The sequence below is a fragment of the Collimonas antrihumi genome, from assembly GCF_018304965.1.
GTDB classification, from domain to species: domain Bacteria; phylum Pseudomonadota; class Gammaproteobacteria; order Burkholderiales; family Burkholderiaceae_D; genus Collimonas; species Collimonas antrihumi.
The window spans coordinates 195305-211505 of record NZ_JAGQED010000004.1 but is presented as its reverse complement, the minus strand read 5'-3'; the positions used below and the strand labels follow the sequence as shown (position 1 = coordinate 211505).

At 55.8% G+C, this 16201-nt stretch carries 14 protein-coding genes, 1 tRNA gene and 1 pseudogene; 12 read left to right on the top strand and 4 right to left on the bottom strand.

Translation table 11 applies throughout. The features are described 5' to 3' along the window. Positions 1-8: 8 nt before the first annotated feature. From KHU29_RS06165 to KHU29_RS06130, 8 genes are all read left to right on the top strand, one after another. A complete protein-coding gene (locus KHU29_RS06165) occupies positions 9-797 on the top strand; it encodes a 2-keto-4-pentenoate hydratase (protein ID WP_211451855.1) in 789 nt (262 codons plus the stop codon). Between the two features lie 17 nt (positions 798-814). Further along, on the top strand, positions 815-1783 hold the full coding sequence (locus KHU29_RS06160) for an acetaldehyde dehydrogenase (acetylating) (RefSeq protein WP_211451853.1): 969 nt from the start codon (positions 815-817) through the stop codon (positions 1781-1783). 12 nt (positions 1784-1795) lie between these two features. After that, a complete protein-coding gene (gene dmpG, locus KHU29_RS06155) occupies positions 1796-2842 on the top strand; it encodes a 4-hydroxy-2-oxovalerate aldolase (protein WP_211451851.1) in 1047 nt (348 codons plus the stop codon). Next, entirely contained in the window at positions 2839-3645 is an 807-nt protein-coding gene (locus tag KHU29_RS06150) for a 2-keto-4-pentenoate hydratase (protein ID WP_211451849.1), read from the top strand. The genes dmpG and KHU29_RS06150 overlap by 4 nt, the downstream gene beginning before the upstream one ends. After that, complete coding sequence (locus KHU29_RS06145) at positions 3642-4091, top strand: RidA family protein (protein ID WP_211451847.1); 450 nt, start codon at positions 3642-3644, stop codon at positions 4089-4091. Before KHU29_RS06150 ends, KHU29_RS06145 begins: the two co-directional genes overlap by 4 nt. A 54-nt stretch (positions 4092-4145) precedes the next feature. After that, the gene (locus tag KHU29_RS06140) at positions 4146-4718 is read left to right on the top strand and encodes a 3-hydroxyanthranilate 3,4-dioxygenase (RefSeq protein WP_211451845.1); all 573 of its coding nucleotides are present in this window, start codon (positions 4146-4148) and stop codon (positions 4716-4718) included. Further along, positions 4715-5722: an amidohydrolase family protein gene (locus KHU29_RS06135; RefSeq protein WP_246541559.1), complete on the top strand. Its 1008-nt coding sequence runs from the start codon at positions 4715-4717 to the stop codon at positions 5720-5722. Before KHU29_RS06140 ends, KHU29_RS06135 begins: the two co-directional genes overlap by 4 nt. Before the next feature lie 105 nt (positions 5723-5827). Further along, positions 5828-7258, top strand: a complete 1431-nt coding sequence (locus KHU29_RS06130; RefSeq protein ID WP_211451843.1) for an amino acid permease — start codon at positions 5828-5830, stop codon at positions 7256-7258. A 690-nt stretch (positions 7259-7948) separates the two neighbouring features. Here KHU29_RS06130 and KHU29_RS06125 read toward each other — a convergent pair. From KHU29_RS06125 to kynU, 4 genes are all read right to left on the bottom strand, one after another. Beyond that, positions 7949-8263 (bottom strand): c-type cytochrome, encoded by a 315-nt coding sequence (locus tag KHU29_RS06125; protein ID WP_211451841.1) that lies wholly within the window; start codon positions 8261-8263, stop codon positions 7949-7951. Between the two features lie 70 nt (positions 8264-8333). Next, positions 8334-10061 carry an LVIVD repeat-containing protein gene (locus KHU29_RS06120; protein ID WP_211451839.1) on the bottom strand — a complete coding sequence of 576 codons (1728 nt, stop codon included), beginning with the start codon at positions 10059-10061 and terminating at the stop codon, positions 8334-8336. A gap of 78 nt (positions 10062-10139) precedes the next feature. Beyond that, entirely contained in the window at positions 10140-11165 is a 1026-nt protein-coding gene (locus KHU29_RS06115; protein ID WP_211451837.1) for a porin, read from the bottom strand. Between the two features lie 203 nt (positions 11166-11368). Continuing rightward, positions 11369-12604 (bottom strand): kynureninase, encoded by a 1236-nt coding sequence (gene kynU, locus KHU29_RS06110; protein WP_211451836.1) that lies wholly within the window; start codon positions 12602-12604, stop codon positions 11369-11371. Positions 12605-12960: 356 nt separating this feature from the next. Between kynU and KHU29_RS22135 the strand changes: the two are divergent. The 4 genes and pseudogenes from KHU29_RS22135 to KHU29_RS06095 all read left to right on the top strand — a co-directional run. Further along, positions 12961-13146, top strand: a pseudogene (locus KHU29_RS22135) (MFS transporter); the annotation flags it as partial. Between the two features lie 373 nt (positions 13147-13519). After that, positions 13520-13789 carry a type B 50S ribosomal protein L31 gene (locus KHU29_RS06105; protein ID WP_061532390.1) on the top strand — a complete coding sequence of 90 codons (270 nt, stop codon included), beginning with the start codon at positions 13520-13522 and terminating at the stop codon, positions 13787-13789. Positions 13790-14103: 314 nt separating this feature from the next. Further along, positions 14104-15822 (top strand): ArnT family glycosyltransferase, encoded by a 1719-nt coding sequence (locus KHU29_RS06100; RefSeq protein ID WP_211451834.1) that lies wholly within the window; start codon positions 14104-14106, stop codon positions 15820-15822. A 137-nt stretch (positions 15823-15959) separates the two neighbouring features. After that, positions 15960-16046: transfer RNA gene (locus tag KHU29_RS06095), tRNA-Leu, on the top strand. Positions 16047-16201 lie beyond the last annotated feature (155 nt).

The following is a 16201-nucleotide window of genomic DNA, read 5'->3' as shown; positions in this document are numbered from 1 at the left end:
GAGGAAGCATGAACAACATAATTCAAGAAGCCGCCGACCGTCTGTGGCAAGCCCACGTAGAACAACGGCCATGCGCACCGGTACGCGATCTGATCGGCATGACCGACATCGATGCCGCCTATGCAGTACAGCAAAAAAATACCGAGCGCTGGCTGCAACAAGGCCGGCGCCTGGTTGGCCGCAAGATCGGCCTGACCTCAACGGCGGTACAAAAACAGCTGGGCGTCGATCAGCCGGATTTCGGCATGCTGTTCGCCGACATGTGCGCGGCAGATGGCGAACAGATCAATGCCGGGCGCATTCTGCAGCCGAAGATCGAAGCGGAAATCGCCCTGGTCATCGAACGCCCGCTCACCCACGAAAAACATACCGTAGCCGACATCATCAACGCCGTTGCCTACGCATTGCCTGCATTGGAAATTGTTGGCAGCCGGGTCGCCAACTGGGACATCAAACTTACCGACACGATTGCCGACAACGCCTCCAGCGGCATGTTCGTGCTTGGCTCGAGGCCGGTCAAGTTGACCGACTTCGACATCGTCAACTGCGGCATGCTGATGGAGCGGCGCGGCGATCAGGTCTCGATCGGCGCCGGCGCCGCCTGCCTCGGCAATCCTCTGCACGTTGCCGTCTGGCTGGCAGATGTGATGACACGGTTCGGCCAATCGCTGCAGCCAGGCGACATCATCATGACCGGTGCGTTGGGGCCGATGGTAGCGGTCGGCGGCGGTGACGTATTCGATGCTCAAATCGAAGGCCTGGGGCGGGTCAGCGCCGCCTTCGACATACTGCGCTAACTCTCCAAGGACAAATTATGGAAACCAGACAACACGGCGATCATCAGCGCCACAAAGTAGCCATCATCGGTTCCGGCAATATCGGCACCGACTTGATGATCAAGGTGCTACGCAACGCCAAACATCTGGCGATGGGCGCGATGGTCGGCATCGATCCGCAATCCGATGGCCTGGCGCGTGCTGCGCGCATGGGAGTTGCAACTACACATGAGGGTATCGAAGGCTTGACGCGCCTGCCCGGCTTCAGCGAGATCAGGATCGCCTTCGACGCCACCTCGGCCGGCGCCCACGCAGAACACAACAAGATATTGCAACAGCATGGCATCCAGGTGATCGACCTGACACCCGCGGCCATCGGCCCCTACGTGGTTCCGGTGGTGAATCTGCAGGAACACCTGGCCAGTCCCAACATCAACATGGTCACCTGCGGCGGCCAGGCCACCATTCCGATGGTACGCGCTGTCTCGCGAGTGGCCAAAGTCAGCTATGCCGAGATCGTTGCCTCCATCGCCAGTAAATCGGCAGGCCCCGGCACCCGCGCCAATATCGATGAGTTTACCGAAACCACGGCAAAAGCCATCGTCAGCGTCGGTGGCGCAGCACACGGCAAAGCCATCATCGTGATGAATCCGGCCGAGCCGCCGCTGATGATGCGCGACACGGTGTTTTGCCTGGTTGACGGCGATGCGGATGAAGCGGCAATCCGCGAATCGGTGGAAGAAATGGTGCGTGCCGTGGCTGCCTACGTGCCTGGCTATCGCCTCAAGCAGCAAGTCCAGTTTGACCGTATTGCAAAAGATCAGGCGGTGAATGTTCCCGGCTTGGGCAAAGTTGCGGGATTAAAGGTATCCATATTTCTGGAAGTCGAAGGCGCCGCACATTACCTGCCGGCCTACGCCGGCAATCTGGACATCATGACTTCGGCGGCACTGGCGGCGGCGGAACACATCGCGGCTGGCTATGCGCAGCCGCACAGCGTCAAATAAGGAACCAGTCCCATGACTCAGCACACACATCCGAACAAGAAAATCACCATCTCTGACGTTACGTTGCGTGACGGGATGCACGCCATCCGCCACCAGTATTCGATCGACCAAGCGGTAGCAATCGCCAAAGCGCTCGATGCCGCGAAGGTCGACAGCATTGAAGTTGCACACGGCGACGGCTTGAGCGGCTCCAGCTTCAACTATGGCTTCGGCGCGCATAGCGACCTGGAATGGATAGAGGCGGTGGCCGAAGTTTTGCAGCATGCTCAGGTCGCTACCCTGTTGATACCGGGAATAGGCACCCTGCACGATTTGAGCGCAGCCCACGCCGCCGGCGCCCGCATCGTCCGGGTTGCAACCCACTGTACCGAAGCCGATATCTCGAAACAGCACATCGAACACGCACGCAAACTGGGCATGGATACGGTTGGCTTCCTGATGATGTCGCACATGATCACGCCGACCGCATTGGCGCAGCAGGCCAAGCTGATGGAATCTTACGGTGCGCAGTGCGTGTATGTGGTCGATTCCGGCGGCGCCCTGTCGATGAACGACGTGGCGGAACGCTTCAAGGCATTCAAGGACGTACTGAAGCCAGAGACGCAAACCGGCATGCACGCCCATCACAACCTGGCGCTGGGCGTGGCAAATTCGATCGTCGCGGTGGAACATGGTTGCGACCGCGTCGACGCTTCTCTGGCGGGTATGGGCGCCGGCGCCGGCAACGCTCCTCTGGAAGTGTTTATCGCGGCAATCGATCGCATGGGTTGGCAACACGGCACCGATCTGTTTACGCTGATGGATGCCGCCGACGACCTGGTACGGCCGTTGCAGGATCGTCCGGTGCGGGTCGACCGCGAAACACTGGCGTTGGGATATGCCGGCGTCTATTCCAGTTTCCTGCGTCATGCCGAAGCGGCGTCCAGGCGGTATGGCATTGCGGCGGTGGATATCCTGGTGGAACTGGGCCGGCGGCGCATGGTCGGCGGCCAGGAAGACATGATTGTCGACGTCGCGCTGGATCTGATCAAGCAACGTGGCCTGGCGGTGCCGGCATGAATATCAGCACAAGCAGCACAAACAGCATCAATCTGAACGCGCTGGCAGCCGCGCTCGATAACGCCGCCAGAGATCGCCACGAGATCGATCCGCTTACGCCGCAGCATGCGTTCACCCTGGAGCAGGCTTACCAGATCCAGCGTGCTTCCATCGCCCGCCGTCACCAGCGCGGCGAGCAGCCGATCGGCATCAAGCTTGGTTTTACCAGCCGTGCAAAAATGGTGCAGATGGGTGTCGATAGCCTGATCTGGGGCTTGCTGACCGACGCCATGTTGCGCGAAGATGGCGGCACGGTTGATTTATCCGATTTCATTCATCCGCGGGTCGAACCTGAAGTCTGCTTCCTGACCAGCCGCGTGATCGACCGCCCATTGACCATGCTGGAAGCGGCCGGTTATCTCGAAGCGGTTGCACCGGCCATGGAGATCATCGATTCGCGCTATCGCAATTTCAAATTCACGCTGGAGGATGTGGTGGCAGATAACTGCTCGTCGGCAGCATTGGTAGTTGGCGCGTTCTCGGATAATATTCGCGACCTGGTCAACTGCGGCGTCGCCATGCGTTTCAACGGCCATGCTGTGCAACTGGGCAGCACCGGCGCCATCCTGGGCAATCCTTTGCGCAGCATCGTGCACGCCTCCCAGCTGTTGAGCAAGGCCGAAATGGCATTGCCGGCCGGCGCCCTGATCATGGCCGGCGCTGCCACCGCGGCCGAAGTGCTGACGCCAGGGTTGCATGTCTCTACCGATATCGGCACGCTGGCCCGGGTTGAATTCTTTACCGCTGCGGGAGCTCATCAATGACAAGCACCTCCATCGCAACCGCAACCGTAACCGCAACTAAAGCCACCGTAGTAGCCGGCAAGGCGCAACCGCGCGGCAAGTTTCCGCACATCAAACGCGCCGGCGATTTTCTGTTCGTCTCCGGTACCAGTTCGCGCCGCCCGGACAATACCCTGGCTGGCGTCGAAGTCGATGCCATGGGCACTACCAAACTTGATATCCTGGCGCAAACCCGGGCAGTGATCGAGAACATGCGCGATATCTTGCAAAGCGTCGGCGCCGACCTGGCGGATATCGTCGAGATTTCTACTTTCCTGGTCAATATGAACGATTTCGGTGGCTACAACCAAGTCTATGGTGAGTTCTTCGATTACGACGGACCGACGCGCACTACCGTCGCCGTGCATCAATTACCGCATCCGCACCTGTTAATTGAGATCAAGGCGATTGCTTACAAGCCACTCTAAGCGCTGACATCTTATAAATACAAAAATATAAAAAAATAGACGAGGAGACTTTTCATGCTGACCTATGGAAAACCATTCAATTTCCAGCACTGGCTGGACCAGCACGCCGATCTGCTCAAACCGCCTGTAGGCAATCAGCAAATCTGGCAAGACGCCGATTTCATGGTGACGGTAGTTGGCGGCCCGAATCAACGCACCGATTTCCATGACGACCCGCTGGAAGAATTTTTCTACCAGATCAAAGGCAATGCCTATCTGAACATCATGGATAACGGCAAACTGGAACGCGTCGACCTGAAGGAAGGCGATATCTTCCTGCTGCCGCCGCATGTGCGTCACTCACCGCAACGCCCGGAAGTGGACAGTCGTTGCCTGGTCATCGAGCGCCAGCGCCCGCTCGGCGTGATCGATGCGTTCGAGTGGTACTGCCTGAATTGCAATCACCTGGTGCATCGGATTGAAATCCAGTTAAAAAACATCGTCACCGACTTGCCACCTTTGTTCGATCGCTTCTATAGCGATGCCAGCGTGCGCATTTGCAAACATTGCAACACGGTCCACCCGGGCAAGCATGCACATGCTGCACCTGCCCGGCAAACAGTTACTCAAAAAGGGGCTACACCTTGAAGCAAGACGCAACTTCCGTCATCGATATCCACTCACATTTCTTCCCGCCGATCACGCAGGCAGAAGCTGCCTCCCTGGATCCCGAAAGAGCACCGTGGCTGCAAGTCGGCGATGACGATCACGGCATGATCATGACCGGCAACAAGCCGTTCCGGCCGGTCTATTCGGCGCTATGGGATCCGGCTCGGCGCATCGCTGAAATGGACGAAGCCGGCGTTGGCGAGCAAATCATGTGTGCGACGCCGGTCATGTTCGGCTACAACTACCCGATTGCGCTGGCGCTGCCATGGGCACAACGGATGAACGACTATGCGATCGAACTTTGCGCGCACGATCCGCAGCGGCTGAAAACCCTGGCGCAAGTGCCTTTGCAAGATATCGAAGCAGCCTGTCGCGAAGCATCGCGGGCAAAAAGCATAGGCCATGTCGGTGTCCAGATCGGCAACCATTTCGGCAACAAAGACATGGACGACGCCGATATGCTGACTTTCCTGACGCATTGCGCGAACGAAGATATTCCATTGCTGGTGCATCCCTGGGACATGATGGGCGGCGACCAGCGCATGAAAAAATGGATGCTGCCTTGGCTGGTGGCGATGCCGGCAGAAACCCAGCTGGGCATCCTGTCGCTGATCTTGTCCGGCGCCTTTGAAAGATTGCCACGCTCGCTCAAGATCTGCTTTGCCCATGGCGGCGGCAGCTTTGCTTTCCTGTTGGGCCGAGTCGACAACGCCTGGCGCGAACGCGACATCATCCGTGAGGATTGTCCCAATCTCCCGTCTTCCTACGTCGACCGTTTTTATGTCGACTCGGCGGTATTCGACACGCGGGCACTTGAATTGCTGGTCGACGTAATGGGTGAAGAACGTGTGATGCTGGGCTCCGACTACCCGTATCCTTTGGGCGAGCAGCAAGTTGGCAAGCTGATTCGGGAATCCCGCTTTAGCAGCCAGACCAGAGAAGATCTGCTGAGCGGCAACGCACGCCGCTTCTTTGGTATTTAAGCGGAGCTAATTCCGCTTAGCGTAACATTCGCAACGATCCCGGTATCCCGACATGCCGGGGCAAGACCATTACAAAACAATTAAAAAATTCACCAGGAGATAGACATGACGCACAGCAGCGATCATTTTCAGAAAATAGTCGATCAGGAAAAAGGCTTGAAGCGCAGCCTGAGCAGTTCACAGATGTCGATGATTGCCATCGGCGGTGCAATCGGTACCGGCCTGTTCCTGGGCAGCGGCTTTGCGATCGGCTTCGCCGGACCCAGCGTCCTCATCAGTTACGCCATCGGCGCCGTGATCGCCTTGCTGTTGATGGGTTGCCTGGCAGAGATGACGGTGGCGCATCCTACCTCGGGTTCTTTCGGCGCCTATGCCGGCTACTATGTCAGCCCGTGGGCCGGCTTCATGGTGCGTTACGCTTACTGGGCCTCGATCGTACTGGCGATCGGCGCCGAGGTAACGGCGGTGGCGCTGTACATGCAATACTGGTTTCCCAGCTCGCCGTCGTGGCTCTGGATCGTGCTGTTCTCCGGCGCCCTGATTGTAGTCAATGCGCTCAGCGTGAATATTTTCGGCATGGTCGAATACTGGTTCTCGACGATCAAGATCGTGGCGATTGTCGGCTTCATTCTGTTCGGCGCCTACATTGTCTACGGCGCCCCGGCGGATAGCCCGATCGGCTTCAAGAATTACATCGATCATGGCGGTTTCTTCCCTAAGGGTTTCTGGGGTACCTGGGTCGCGGTGATCGTTTCCATCTTCAGTTACCTGAGTATTGAAATGATCGCAGTGGCCGCTGGCGAAGCGAAGGAGCCGGAAAAAGCCATTACCCACGCATTCCGTGCTGCGATGGTACGGTTGGTGGTGTTCTACATGCTGACGCTGGCGTTGATGCTGGCGATCGTGCCGTGGTCAGCTGCCGGTACCGACAAGAGCCCATTCGTCAAGGTGATGGAAGCGGTGCATATTGCTGGTGCGCCGGGTGTGATCAATTTCGTGGTGCTGATCGCGGCGCTGTCTGCCATGAACAGCCAGTTGTACATCACGACGCGGATGATGTTCAGCTTGTCACGCGCAGGTTATGCGTCGCCGCGTTTCGGCCGGGTTAACGGGCGCGGCGTGCCGCTGCAGGCGCTGGCATTGTCATGTATCGGGATTGCATTGGCCACCGGCCTCAGCATCATGTATCCGCATGCCTCCTTCACGTTGATGATGGCGGTATCCATGTTCGGTGCGATGTTTACCTGGTTGATGATTTTTGTCACCCACTACTGCTTCCGGCGGCGTTGGGCCAAACAAGGCAATCAGCGGTTGGCGTTCCGCATGTGGGGTTTTCCGGGACTGACTTTGCTTGGCGCGGCCTTGATGCTGGCGATCATGGTGACCACCTTGTTCACCGACGAATTCAAGGCTACGCTGCTGTTTGGCATTCCCTTTCTTGCGGTCCTGAGCGTGGTCTATTATTTTTTCTACCGGAACCCGAAGACTGCCGAGCTGGCCTCGACTGCGGCTACTGCAGCTTCAGCTGAAAGATAAGCAAAACAAAACAGGGGCAGGAGCTCTCCTCGCCCCGCAGCGATCAAGATCGCGCAAATTTCAAACCTGCACTAAGTGAACTACCTTTCTCCGTAGCCGTGATGTGAGGTCGGAGTCAAGTTTCGCGATAACCCGTGCGAAAGTTGACTCCGACCCTAATGCCGTTAAGTTAAGGTTACCGGTTATAGCGCTTGGCACGTCATTCCCGCGAACGCGAGAATCCATTTTAACCACCATACTGTGCAACATGGATCCCCGCGTTCGCGGGGATGACGGAGTGACCGCATTGGGCCATCTAAAGAATACCGTTCGTGGCTTAACTTAACGGCATTAGACTCTGACCCCAGATCACTACGTCATCGATTCACATCCATACAAATCGTGGCACCGAACTTTTACGGTATATGCGACGAGCGGCTCGAACTAACCGGGGTCGGAGTGAACTTTCGGCATGCCTTAACGCCGAAACTTCACTCCGACCCCGCTTAGTGGACCACGGAGAACGAGCGGTAAAACGAAAAGAAACAAACCCGTGACAAGTGAATTGCCGTTCTCCGTGACCACGACGTGGAATCTATCGTTGGAGAAGGTTATCGCGGCGCCTGGGAGGGAATAACGATGATGGTTCTGCGGTTGGTGCCGATGACCATCCGGCGCCAAGTAAAACGTATGATGTAAAACTGCGGCTCGTTAATGTGCGTTGGAGGTATTCAAACTCATCACCCAATGCGCAAATCGCTCCGCCTCTTCCCGGGTCAATCCCTGATTCGGAGGCATTGCCACACTGCCCCACTTGCCGCTACTACCTTCCAGCATGCTCTTCTTCAGCTTTTCGATTGCCAGCTGATCATCCTTGTAACGCGCAGCTACGGCACGGAACGGTGGCCCCACCAGCGTCGTGTCCATCGAATGACAAGCACGACAACTCTCTTCACCGGCAACCGCTTCCCGACCGCCGAATATCGACACCAGCATCAACGCCATTATTGGAAACTGCAACTTCATTTATCACCTCAGCATCCGGTTAACAAAAATGGCCCGGATCTACCCGGGCCATTTACCAACTTTTTACGTGTTACTCAGATTTTGCCGGCATGCCGAATACCGGTTTTCCCAATAACGGCACCGACAGCGTATAGATACCGTGGTTAGAGAACACCCACACCAGGTTCCGGTCCCACTCGACGAAGATGCTGTGCACAGGATTAGGCAGGGCGCGAATCGATAGCGTTTGCGCATCTACCGTTTTGGTGCCGGCGTCAATCATCTTCGGTACAAAGTAGGCTGCAATGGTTGGATGCCGCGGATCCTTTACGTCAAACATCTGCATGCCCGCGTTGTAGTAGGAATAGGGCATATAACGCTGGCTTGGCGTACCCGGCTGGATCTGTGCATAGCCGCTGCGCTTTGGCCCGAAACTGCCGCGCCGCTGACAGAAATCAGTGAACGGAGCGCTCTTCGGCGGCGTAGGCGTCGGCAAGGTATTGACGATCTTTGGATGCAGAGGATCGCGGACGTCGATCGAATAGATCGCCTTCAGCGGTTCGTAACAATCTTCGCTCATCGGATAGCCGCTGTAATACACCATGCCGGTCGCATCGACTTTGGAGACATCGATATTGTCGCCTTCGGTCCCTGTCACGCTGACCGGCATGTCGATGTGCGACACCGCTTTCATGTTCTTCGGATCGGAAATATCGATCACCCAGAAGCCGAATCCGCCCATTGCAGCGTAACCGTATTTACCCCCCTGCTCGACCGGTTTTGGAATGAACAGCGGCATGCGCGATCCCATCCATGAGGTCTTGTTGCCGGCACGTGGATTCTTCTTGTACTCCGCTTCTTCGCCGGCACGCGATCCCGGCGCCCACCAGGTCGACAGGCGCTTGGGTTTAGTCGGATCCGATACGTCATAAGCCAATTGCGCTCCCGCATACAAATAAGTTTTGTACTCGGTGTTGCTAAAACTATCGTCCGGCGCACCGGCGACGAACAGGTACTGGTCGCCGTTGTAAACTGGCACATCCTGGCAACCGGAACCTTCCTGCGGCTGGTCTTGTGCCGATTGCCTGTCGTCCAGCGGCGTTTCCGACAGAATCTTCCAGTCAGTCCATTTCGGGCTGGTGACTTCATAAATACGGAAGCCGCGCAGCATTTTGCGATCACGGATTTTCTGCACTTCTTCCGGATGCAAATACTTGTTGTGGATAGTACCGTAGCGTGGCACTTCGTAGCATTGCACCGCCAGCATCTTGTTCAGCTTCTTGTTGAATTTGACGTTGAACGGACCAAATTGATGCTCGCCTGCCTTGGTGTTGATCTGCTTCTGCTGGACTACCTTGACGTCGTGCGGATCGGTGATGTCAAACAGGTTATACATCCAGGTTTCATAGTCGTACAAATAGCGCTTGCCTTCAAAATCAAAGGACGCCTGCCAGCTGTGACCGGCACCGGCCACGTAAGGAACGAAGCCTTCGACCTTGACGTTTTTCAGATACTGGTTCTGGTCCAGGTACGAAAGACTGCCTTCGACCGGATGAGCGCCATACGCATCAGGCGTCATATCGGGACTCTTGAATTTCCCGGTTTTTTTGTTGTAGCCCCAGGTGCCTGGCGCCGGCGGCTGCGGTTCGCCCGGCAACAACTGATTGGTGCCGCTGGCGGCAGGAGGTGCATCTGGTGCGTTCAGGTTGGCGCCGCTGCGCGGTGCCTGCGCTAGCGCCGATGTGCTTAGCATCGCTGACAGAACCAGCGCTACCGTGCTGCATGAGAATATCTTTATGGTCTTACCTGCCTCGTTCATTTTCTTGATCTCCTAAGGTTTTTCGGTCCGGCTTTGCTGCCGGACCACATCTATAAATTTGCAAGCGTCCTGGCTGTTTCAGAAACCGTGCCGTATCCCGAGTTGGACGCCACTGGTTGGCGCCGGATTGCTTGAGAACGTCACTGGATACTGGATCGGCGTGTTGTTCTTGGCGATGATGCGTGCGTAGTTGAGATACAAGTCGGTGCGCTTGGAAAAGTGATAACCGTATCCGAACACGGCGCCGTTGGCATCCGACAGGCTGGTGTTGTGAGCATCCTTGCGGCGAACATAGCTGCCGAAGAAACTGTTGCGGCTATCCAGGTTGTATCGCGCGCCGATTTGCATGTCCCAGCCCTTGCTCTGGAATGCCACGTAAGGTGGATAGGCGTAATAGCCGTTATAGGTGTGGTAGATGAAAGTGGGCTCGATGCTGCCGAGTTTGTAGGTCAACGCAAAATAATTGTCGCGCGAGGTCGGTATCGCATTGGAGCCGGGCACGATGCTCTTGGTATTGGTCAAGTCGCTGACAAAACCGGCAAACAAGGGACCGTTGCGATAGTCGAAGCCGGTACTGATGTATCGGCCATTCCTGGTGCCGTCTTCGGCGCCGGCAGAATACATGAAGCGGCCCTGGACCCCACCGATGCGCGGCGTGTTGTAGTTGATCGAATTGCTTTCACGATACGGCGCATAGAAAAATTCCATATTGCTGACCATGCTGTAATCGGCAGACCAGCTCGGATCGGCGTAGCCGGCGACCCAGTAGGACGGCGTATTCTGACGTCCCAGGGATAAGGTGCCGTAAGGGCCGCTCATGCCGACAAACGATTGCCGCGGTGTCGGTCCGGCGCCGGTGCTGGCGTCAAACTGCATTTCATGCGTAAAGAAGGCTTTCCAGCCGTCCCCCAGGTCTTCCGAATCGCTGAAGACCAGGCGCGAGGAATTCAAGCCGCCGCTGGAAATCCGCTCGGTACTTCCCTTGGGTGAAGAAATTCGTTCCATATTCAAATCGATCCAACCCGAGATCGTCGGACCTTCCGCAGCAACCGCCTGCCCGCCTGCCAATAACATGCCAACTACAACAGCTCCCTTGCATTTCATTTCTGTCTCCTCTTGTTTGAATTTTTTTACCAGTTCGCTTATGACGCCGAATCTTGGCTATGTGTAAAGCACGCGCTTCTTATCAATACTCACTGCCTTTCTTTATCGGTGGGGCGCAATCGCAGCCTGGCCGCCAGCAACAGCAGCGGCGGCACATACAAAAACGAGTAACACCGTTCAGCGTTACTCGCATCGTTGTTGCTTCAGGTGACGGCCTTTTTTGCCAGGAAGTGTGCTTGATTCCACGCGTCGCCGACCATGATCTCGGCCAACGCCTGGACCGTATCGTAGACGTCGACATAACGCACATATAAGGGAGTAAAGCCGAAGCGCAGGATGTTCGGCATGCGGAAATCGCCGGTAATGCCGCGCGCGATCAAGGCCTGTACAATCGCGTAGCCTTGCGCATGAGTGAGCGAAACCTGGCTGCCGCGCACCGCACTATCGCGCGGCGATGCCAGGCCGAAATCGTACTCCGACAATTTTTCATCCACCAGCTTGATGAACAAATCGCCCAGCGCCATGCTTTTGACACGCAGGGCATGCATATCGACGCCGTCGAATACATCCAGCGCCGCATCCAGTCCCAACATGGAAATCAATGGCGGCGTACCGCATTGCATCCGATCCATGCCATCGGCCGGCTGATAGTCCCGCACGAACTCGAAAGGCCGTGCATGGCCGTGCCAGCCAGACAAGGGCTGACGCATTTTCTGATGATGGCGTTCAGCCACGTAGATGAAAGATGGCGCGCCGGGCCCGCCATTCAAATACTTGTAGCCGCAGCCAACCGCCATATCGGCATTGGCGCCGTTCAAATCTACTTCCACCGCACCTGCGCTGTGGGCCAGATCCCACACCATCAAGGCGCCCACCTGATGCGCCTTGGCAGTAATTTCCGCCATCGGGTAAATCGCGCCGGTACGATAATTGACATGCGTTAGCATGGTCAGGCAGATGCTGTCGTCGAGTGCGGCCAGCACGGCCTCCGGATTCGATTCGACATAACGGATCTCCAGACCGAATAATTCCGCGACGCCTTGAGCGATATACAGATCGGTAGGAAAATTATCCAACTCCGTCAAAATCACTTTGCGGCCAGGATTCAGGCGTGCCGCAGCGGCCAGCGCTTTGTACAAATTCACCGAGGTCGAATCCGCCACCATGACTTCATCCGGATTAGCGCCAATCAGACGCGCCACTTTTGCCGCGACGCGCTTGGGCACATGGATCCAGCCGGCGTCGTTCCAGGAGCGGATCAGCCCGTTTCCCCATTCTTTGGCAACCACCTCTTGAATCCGCGCCGGCAGGTGGCTTGGCATCGCGCCCAGCGAATTGCCGTCGAGGTAGATCTCGCCTTCCGGCAAGGTGAACTTATGGCGATACTCTGCGAGCCCGTCGCGCTGATCCAATGTAATGCAGTCTTGTCTCGTTACCATCTTCTTGTTCCCAGTTTATAAATTGCCACTTGATTTGATACTTGTCTTTTAACCACTTACCGACTCTTTGGTCCCACGCCACGGCTGCCTGCGGGACGCTTGGCGGTGTACGTATGCGGCTCAGTATGCAACCCTGTTGAGATAAGCGAAAATGAAAAATTCTGTCTTTGCCATGCCATTAATTTATAGGTAAAAATTATGGCCGCCGGTGCTACAGCGCAAACCCGGCCGCAGAAGATCGTGCTTCAGATCGTGATTTACAACAGAAATGGAGGCCGAATGATAAGGTATAGACTGAACAAGCTGATCTGTTAAATGCCATCCTTACGAACCTCAAATTTTCGCGACAACACACCATGGCGGCGACTCAATCCAGCCCATCGAAATTCAGCACTGTCCTGCGGGCGACCAGCGGTAACTTCATGGAGATGTTCGATTTCTTCCTGTTAGGCTTTTAAGCGACATACATTTCAAAAACGTATTTCCCCGCCGGCGATGAATTTGCTTCGCTAATGCTGACTTTCATGACTTTCGGCGGGGGTTGAACTGGGCGGCGTCTCGGTTTATCTGTCGGAAACGGCATCTGGATGACTGCCGCAGCGATATGTGGCTTAATTGCAACACTATATTTGTACCGCAAAAGCGGCAATCAAAAGATGGTGCCTGCATAGAACCAGGCTCAGCTTGGGTGAATTCGCTAGTTGCTCAGGTTGCTATCAAAAGAACAATATGGCAAATCAGTCCTAAGATGCCCCAAGGCACTGATTTCATTCGTTTTTCTCAATTCACAACCGGATTTATTCCGTTTTATTGTATAATTCGCGGTTTTCCACCCCGGCAAGTGATCGACAATCGGGTCAAGAAGCAAGGCGACCGACGAAGTGATTGATTGGCTACCACTCAATAGAGGCAATTATGAAAGACGGCATTCACCCAAATTACCGCGAAGTTCTGTTCCACGATGTTTCGAACGATTTCAAGTTCGTGACCCGTTCGACTATCCAGACTCGCGAAAACATCACTCACGAAGGTAAAGAATATCCTCTGGTGAAGATTGAAGTTTCGTCGGAATCGCATCCGTTCTACACCGGTCAACACAAAATCGTCGACACCGCCGGTCGCGTTGACAAGTTCCGTAAGAAATTCGGTACTGTCGGTTCCAAGACTTCGATCGCAAATACTTAATTCGATCGTATGTTTAAAAAGGCAGCTGCGGCTGCCTTTTTTTGTTTATCGAGATTGGCAACATGGGCGGAATCCCACATCCGGAACCGGGAGCCGCGAACCGGGTGCCGCGAACCGGGTGCCGGAACCGGGTGCCGGAACCGGGTGCCGGAACCGGGTGCCGGCAACGCATTGCAGCCAACTCTTTGATAAATCGTAAAGAAGTGTATGTTTCATTGAGAATATCAAGAACAAAAATTACGCTCAACAATAGCGAAGTACCCTGCTATCCGGCACAATACCCAGCAATTCAACATTGATCAGACGCCATTGTGATGAAGCCCGTTCGCCTTCCCGCCTCCGCCACCAGCGCACTGCCACGCTGGGGCCTGTGGGCGCTGGGGTTGCTCTATATTTTGCCTGGCCTGATCGGGCGCGACCCGTGGAAAAATGAAGATGCATCCAGCTTCGGTATCGCCTGGACCATGGCCCACGGCGGCATCGCCGATTGGTTGATGCCGAACATCGTCGGCCTGCCCATGCCCGGCGAAAGCCCGCTGACTTATTGGATAGGCGCAATTTGCATCAAGTTATTCGGCTGGCTGCTGGGCGATCCGCTCGCAGGCCGATTACCTGCAATCGGATTTTTCCTGGTCGGTTCGCTATCGGTCTGGTACGCCACCTATTTACTGGGGCGGCGTACCGAAGCACAACCACTAAGACTGGCCTTCGGCGGTCAGCCCGAACCCACGGATTTTGGCCGCACCCTGGCCGACGGCGCGTTCCTGATTTATCTCGGCAGTCTCGGCCTGCTATTGCAGAGTCACGAACCTACCGCTAAAAGCCTGCAGGTTTCACTGGTGGCTTTTTCCTTCTATATCTCGGTCCGCCTGTTTGAAGCACGCAGCCTGCGCAGTGCGGCAATGCTCGGCCTCAGCTTCGGGCTGCTGATACTGACCCGCGGCTGGCTGCTGCCGCTAGCGTTGCTGTGCGGTTTGCTGACACTAGCGTTGATGCGAGAAAAAGCCATCGCCAAGGATTTACTGCTGGTGACATTGCCCCTGACGCTGGTAATTCCGGCAATATGGTTTGCAACCACCTTTACGCTATTGCCCGACAGCCTGAATCGCTTCGCGGCTTGGGAAAAATTCAATCTGCAGCAATTGAGCTGGCCGACCTGGACCGCATTATCGTATTACTTTAAATACGGTATCTGGTTTGCATGGCCGGCGTGGCCGTTTGCCGGCTGGGCGGTATATGCCTGGCGCCAGCAACGTTCGACCTTGCATATCGCCCTGCCGCTGGCATTTTTCATCAGCCTGACGATAATACTGTTGCTGAATCCGCACCCGGAAGAAGGCATTTTGCTGCCTCTGTTGCCGCCACTCGTGATTCTGGCCGCATTCGGCTTGCCGACCATGAAACGCGGCGCCATCAATGCAGTGGACTGGTTCTCGGTGATGACCCTGACCGCTTGCGCCGCATTTATCTGGCTGGCCTGGATCGCCAAGGAAAGCGGTTGGCCGGCGCAGATTGCCAAGAATGTCTACAAACTGGCGCCCGGCTTTAAACCCGAGTTCAATCTGATCGCACTGGTGATCGCCCTGCTCGGCTCGATATTCTGGATTTTGCTGGTGAACTGGCGCCTGTCGCGCCGGCCGGCAGTCTTGTGGCGCGCCGTAGTGCTGTCCTCAGGTGGCGTGATTCTCTGCTGGCTGTTGCTGACCACCTTGTGGCTGCCATGGATCAATTACAGCAAGAGCTATGCAGGTGTCGCCGCACAAATCGATCAGCACCTGCCTGCGGTCAAACAATGCGTGGATACCAACGTCGGTCCGGCGCAGCGCGCATCGTTTGCTTATTTCGGCGACATACCGTTTGGCGAATATGGCCAGCCGCACTGCGATTTCCTGCTGTACCAAGACAACATCTCAGTCAAATCCGACGATGCAATCTGGCGCGAATTCAAAGGCAAGTGGCAACTGCTGTGGACCGGCCGCCGCCCGTCGGATCGCGATGAACGTTTCCGCTTGTACCAGCGGGTGAGTAATTAATCTCGTCTATTGGTCCGATCTATTAGCCTCAATTGGGATGAGGCTACGGCAGTAGCCAATATATTCAGGGGAAAATAGATTCATACAGAAAGGCTATTGATCGCTCCGAAAAAATCAGTCATAATAGCGGACGCGTTGCCGAGATGGCGGAATAGGTAGACGCACGGGACTCAAAATCCCGCGCTGGAGACAGCGTGCCGGTTCGATTCCGGCTCTCGGCACCAATGAATATAAGGCTCTCAGACTTGAGGGCCTTTTTTCATTGTTTCCGCAATTTGGTATTTTTTCCGCAAAAAATAATTTCCCAATTCCTCGATAGCTAAATTGGTAGAGCGACGGCCTGTTAATCCGCAGGTAGTTCGTTTGCTTTCTGAGTTGA